Here is a 5,989-nt window from a genome sequence, read left to right as displayed (position 1 = left end):
CCCCCCGCCGAGCAGCCGCAGGCTATCGAGCTTAACGGCGGATCAATTCCAGCACCACAGCAAGGCACCGGCGGGTAACGCACACGATCGACGATCACCCGAAAGACACCGAAGGATATTGAAGTGGCTACAGCAACTGAGCACGACAAATTCCGGGTGGCTCTCGGCGCGAAAAGGCTACGCGTAGGTCTGGCCTTCGTCCTGATCCTCCTGCTGGTGCTGGGGGTCCGGTTATTTCAGGTGCAGGCGCTCGACCTCGGCGGCATGGCGCAGGCCGGACTGAATAAGCGGCTTGAATCGTTCCCGGTGCAGCCAATGCGCGGCGATATTCTCGACAGCAAGGGAAATTACCTGGCCCGCAGCGTGGAGCGCTTCGACATCGTGGTGGATCAGACCCTCGCCGAAGGCGACACCTTCGCCCGGATCAACGATGAGGGGGACCGCGAGGAGCTCACCATGGATGAGGGTTTTGCCGAGCTCTCGACGATCCTCGGCCAGGATGCGGCCACCCTCGAGGCGGCAATCATCGGGGACAAAAAGTTCGGGTATGTCGCCCAGGAAGTCACCCCTGAGGTCAAGAACGCCGCATTGGCCGTGCGGATGCCTGGTGTCTACGCCGACCCGGTCAGCCTTCGCACCTACCCCTCCGGGCCGGTCGCCGGATCAATCGTCGGGTTCGTTGGCGAGCAGAATGAGGGCCTCGAGCTCACCCAGGACGACCGGCTCACCGGCGAAGCAGGTAGCCGCACCTTTGAGATCGGCGGTGACGGCATCCGGATTCCCTACGCCACCAACGAGGATGTGCCAGCCAAGGACGGACAGTCAGTCAAGCTGACCATCGACCAGGATCTCCAGTGGTTTGCCCAGCAGACCATCGCCTCCCAGGTGGAGGAGTACGACGCCCAGTGGGGCAACATCGTGGTCGTCGAAGCGGATACCGGCGGCATTGTCGCGATGGCCGAGTCCACCACCATGGACCCGAATAACCCGGGAGCCACTGAACCCGAATTTCGTAAACCCCTCTCGGTCACCTCATCCTTCGAGCCCGGCTCCACCACCAAGCTGATCACCATGGCAGCAGGGCTGGAGGAGGGAATCATTGAACCGACCAGCGAATTCCTGTTGCCAAACACCTACACCGTGGACAACCAGACGTTCAAGGATGCTTTCGAGCATGGCGAGGAGCAGCGCACCGCCGCCGGAATCTTCGCCAAATCCATGAACACCGGAACGGTGATGATTGGTGAGCAGCTCAGCAAGCAACAGCGCTACGACTGGCTCACCAAGTTTGGGATCGGGCAGCCCCTCGATGTCGGTTTGAACGGTGAGACCAGCGGTATCCTCGCCCAGCCGGAAGAGTGGGACGACCGCCAGCAGTACACGGTGCTGTTCGGGCAGGGCCTCGCGCAGACCGCGCTGCACACCGCGATGGTCTACCAGACGATCGCCAACGACGGCGTCCGGCTGAAACCACGGTTGATCGATGCCTACATTGACCCCGACGGAACCGAGCACAAGGTGCCCCAGGACGAGGGCGTCGAAGTGGTCTCCACTGAAACCTCAGGCCAGCTACAGAAGATGCTCGAAACCGTTACCGTTGATGGCTCAGGTGCTTCGGGTGCGCTGGACGAATACCGCGTGGGATCCAAGACGGGCACGGCCGAAGCGCCAAGCGCTACCGGCGGCTACGACGGGTACACCCTCACCTACGCTGGCATGGCGCCAATGGATGACCCGGAGTACGTCGTGGTGGTGACGCTGCAGCGGCCGCAGGGCGATCTGTATTATCTGATACCGGGGGAGTCATTCCAAAAGGTAATGGAACAGGTGCTCAACGCCAGGAACGTCGCACCATCCACCGGCAAGCCCGAGACCTACCCCATCGAGTACTGACCCGGAGCAACACACGTGCCAACAATTGAAGATTCCGCCGCGCAACCCGATGCCGGGATGCGTCCAGCAGTCGTGGCTCCGGTCCCGCTGGCACAGGCATTCAGCGACCTTCCAGCCGGGTTGCCGACTGTCGAACCGGTTCCCGGGTACGACGACGCCGCCGCACACGTCCGTGTGACCGGGGTGGCGATTGATTCCAGAATGATCAGGGCCGGGGATCTGTACATAGCCCTACCCGGTTCAGGCAGGCACGGTGCGTCGTTCACCGCCGCCGCTCTGCGCTCTGGCGCCGTCGCCGTCCTGACCGACGAGGCAGGGGTGGAAGCCGCCGCAGCCGAACTGGTCGGCACCGTTCCCCTGTTCAGAGCTGCCCGCCTCAGGGAACTCGTGGGTCCACTGTCGGCGACCATCTTCAACAGTCAGCCGGACGAAACGAGCCGGCCCGCCCTGTTCGGCGTCACCGGCACCAACGGCAAAACCACCACCACCTACTTCATCAATGCGTTGCTGGCGGGGCTGGGTCGGACCACCGGGTTGATGGGAACCATTGAGATCCATGCCGGCGGCCAACCAATCGCCAGCGCTCTCACCACCCCCGAATCGCCGCAGGTACATGGCATCCTCGGGTTGATGCGTGAACGGGGGATCGAAACCGCCGCCATGGAGGTGTCTTCCCACGCGATTGAGTACCGTCGGGTGGACAGCGTCCACTTCGACGTGGCCGGGTTCACCAACCTGACCCAGGACCACCTCGACCTGCACGGCACCATGGAGGAGTACTTTGCGGTCAAGGCTGAACTCTTCGCGCGGGAACGGACGAGCCGCGCGGTCATCATTATCGACGACCCGTGGGGCCTGAAAATGGCCGAGGTGGCCGGGGCCGACGTCGTCACCCTCAGCACGAGCGTCACCCAGGACGACGACGCCCAGACGAACGACGGCCACACGAACGGCGCCCAGACGAACGACGCCGACACGAACGGCGGCGGGNCCGGCACCGCCGACTGGCAGGTTCGTAATGTGGTCAAACGCGGGCTCGGCCACCGATTCTCGCTGCACGGACCAGCGGGGGAAGAACTCACGCTGCACTCGGGCCTGCCGGGTACCTTCAATATCTCGAACGCCGCACTGGCGACGGTAATGGTGCTCGCCTCAGGGGTGGCTGCAGACGACGTGCAGCGCGCCGCGGACAGCGCAGATCCGTTCTCGGCGGCAGTACCAGGACGCATGCAGCTCATCGGCGACCACCCGGCAGCAATAGTCGATTTCGCCCACAACCCTGATGCTCTGGCCCGCACCCTGGAATCGGTCAGGCCTCCCGACCCGGAGGCGAAGCTGATTGTGGTGTTCGGCGCCACCGGACAGCGGGACCAGACCAAACGTCCACTCATGGGGGCCACCGCCGCGCAGCTGGCCGACGTGGTGATTGTCACCGACGACGACCCCCACGATGAAGACGAGGCCGTGATCAGGCAGGGTGTCCTGGAGGGGGCACTGAGGGCCCGTGACGCCGCCGAACGCCCGTGCGAGGTACTCGAAATTTATCCCCGTGCCGAGGCGATCGACCGCGCAGTGGCAATGGCCACCGCTGCTGATACGGTCCTGATTGCTGGGCGGGGCCACGAGGTCTGGCAGGAAGTCAAGGGAGTCAACCTGCCGCTCGACGACCGGGTGGAACTGGCCCGGGCGTTGACACGCTACGGATTCTCTGTCCACCCCAGCCACAGGATAGAATTCTAGACCGTCATGATTGAACTAAGCGCAGCCGAAATCGCGGCAATCACCAAGGGTCAGTTGACCCCCACTGCCGCAGCACGGCAGACCCAGACCGTTAGCTCCGTCACCGTGGATTCCCGCGAGGTACAGGCCGGTGGCCTGTTCGTCGCCAAGCCCGGTGCAAACGCTGACGGTCACCAGTTCGTGCCGCAGGCCTTCCGTAATGGGGCTGTGCTGGCACTGCTGGAACACCCGGTAGCGAATGAGGACGCCGCTGGTGCTGGCGAGTACCCCGCCGTCGTCGTCGACGATGTGGTGCTGGCCATGGGCCGGCTCGCTGCCGCCGTGGTGGAAAGATTGCGCGCCCATTCGCCGCTGACGGTGATCGGCATTACCGGGTCGGCCGGTAAGACCACCACCAAGGACCTGCTGGCAGGCATCCTCAGGGAGCATGCCCCCACTGTTGCCCCGATCGGGTCCTACAACGGCGAGGTGGGCGTTCCGCTGACCGTCTTCAGCGCCGATTACGACACCAGGTATCTGATCATCGAAATGGGTGCCACTAAGATCGGGCAGATCACCTACCTGGCGGACATGGTCGCGCCCGATATCGGTGTCGTCCTGGGAGTTGGCAGCGCCCACGCCGGAGAGTTCGGTGGAGTGGACAACATCGCCAAGGCCAAGTCGGAGCTGCTTCGTTCGCTGCCGGGAAGCGGAACGGCAATCATCAACGCCGACGACGCCCGGGTCCTGGCCATGGAGACCGTGACCGCCGCGTCCAAGCTCTACTTCACTTCCGACAACTCGCATCTCCCCGGCGGCGGACCAGTTGTTCGGGCCACCGGTGTCACAACCACCCCCGGTGGGCACCCATCATTCACGCTGGGCCTGCCCGGTCCCGACGGGTCCACCGAGCATCAGGTCACCTCACGGCTGATCGGGACGCACCAAATCACCAACCTCCTCGCCGCCGCATCAATTGCCGGGACGCTCGGCATCCCGGGCGCAGCCATCGCCGACGCCCTGTCGCGGTCGGAAGCACGGAGTCGCTGGCGGATGGAACGCACCGAACGCGCCGACGGCGTGACGGTCATCAACGACGCGTACAACGCCAATCCTGACTCAATGCGAGCCGCGCTTCGTACCCTGGCCGAACTAGGGCGGGGTCGCCGCACCTGGGCCGTGCTCGGCGAAATGCTCGAACTCGGCGACGAATCGATCACCGAGCACGACGCCGTCGGCCGGGTCGTGGTTCGGCTCAACATCACCAAGCTGCTCGTGATCGGGATGGGGGCCCGTGCTCTCTATAACGGTGCAGTCCTCGAGGGGTCCTGGGGGGATGAGGTCCTGTTCGCCGATGACGTCGCGGCGGCCGAGGAAATTCTCGCCTCGGCTCTGGAACCTGGAGACCTGGTGCTGTTCAAATCCTCCAACGGGGCGGGGCTTCGATTTTTAGGTGATCGGATAGCATTGTCCTCGACTGTTGCACCATCCACTGCCACGCCTGAACCATCAGAGCCCGGCCCAACTGACCTCCAAGGGGGGCCGCAGCTGTGATTGCGCTACTGATCGGCTCAGCCATGGGGCTGGTGCTGGCCCTCGTGGGTACCCCACTGTTTATCCGCCTGCTCGTGAACCGTGGCTACGGTCAATTCATTCGCGATGACGGCCCCACAGCCCACCACACCAAGCGCGGGACGCCCACCATGGGCGGCGCCGTCATCGTCGGTTCCGTCCTGATTGCCTACTTCGTCACCCACCTGCTGATGATCTGGGCCGGAGTCTCCACCGGGCCGTCCGTCTCGGGTCTGTTGCTGCTACTCCTGATGGTCGGCATGGGAATCGTCGGATTCTTCGACGACTACATCAAGATCTCCAAACAGCGGAGTCTGGGCCTCAGCGCCCCGGCGAAAATCGCGGGACAGACCCTCGTCGGCATCATCTTCGCCGTCCTTGCGCTTGGCTTCCCGAACGAAAACGGCAGGACGCCGGCCTCAACGGCCATTTCATTCATCCGCGACACGTCGATCGACCTGGCCTTCGCCGGCACCATCGTTGGCGCCGTCCTCTTCGTCATCTGGTCCAACCTCATCATCACCGCAGCCAGCAACGGCGTGAACCTCGCCGACGGTCTCGACGGCCTTGCGGCCGGGGCATCCGTCCTGGTGTTCGGCGCCTACATGCTGATGGGCATTTGGCAGTCCAACCAGAGTTGCGCACTCGACGAGGTCGCCAGGAGCGTCTGTTACACCGTCCGGGACCCTCTCGATCTGGCCCTCATCGCCGGCACCATGTGCGGTGCGCTGGTCGGGTTCCTCTGGTGGAACACCTCGCCTGCAAAGATCTTCATGGGTGACACCGGCTCGCTCGCCATCGGCGG

At 64.0% G+C, this 5,989-nt stretch carries 3 protein-coding genes and 1 pseudogene; all 4 read left to right on the top strand.

The window, feature by feature from the left end; genetic code table 11:
* Positions 1-123 precede the first annotated feature (123 nt).
* On the top strand, positions 124-1,893 hold the full coding sequence (locus tag K728_RS0105120; protein ID WP_019481343.1) for a peptidoglycan D,D-transpeptidase FtsI family protein: 1,770 nt from the start codon (positions 124-126) through the stop codon (positions 1,891-1,893).
* Positions 1,894-1,950: 57 nt separating this feature from the next.
* Positions 1,951-3,633, top strand: coding sequence for a UDP-N-acetylmuramoyl-L-alanyl-D-glutamate--2,6-diaminopimelate ligase (locus tag K728_RS0105115; protein ID WP_024476052.1), 1,683 nt, complete (start codon positions 1,951-1,953; stop codon positions 3,631-3,633).
* Between the two features lie 6 nt (positions 3,634-3,639).
* Complete coding sequence (locus K728_RS0105110; RefSeq protein ID WP_024476051.1) at positions 3,640-5,166, top strand: UDP-N-acetylmuramoyl-tripeptide--D-alanyl-D-alanine ligase; 1,527 nt, start codon at positions 3,640-3,642, stop codon at positions 5,164-5,166.
* Positions 5,163-5,989, top strand: a pseudogene (locus K728_RS20475) (phospho-N-acetylmuramoyl-pentapeptide-transferase); the annotation flags it as partial. The gene K728_RS0105110 and the pseudogene K728_RS20475, both read left to right, overlap by 4 nt.

The organism is Arthrobacter sp. CAL618 (genome assembly GCF_000468215.1).
GTDB lineage: Bacteria > Actinomycetota > Actinomycetes > Actinomycetales > Micrococcaceae > Arthrobacter_D.
The sequence above is the reverse complement of the archived record's forward strand: the minus strand, read 5'-3'. Positions and strand labels throughout refer to the sequence as shown.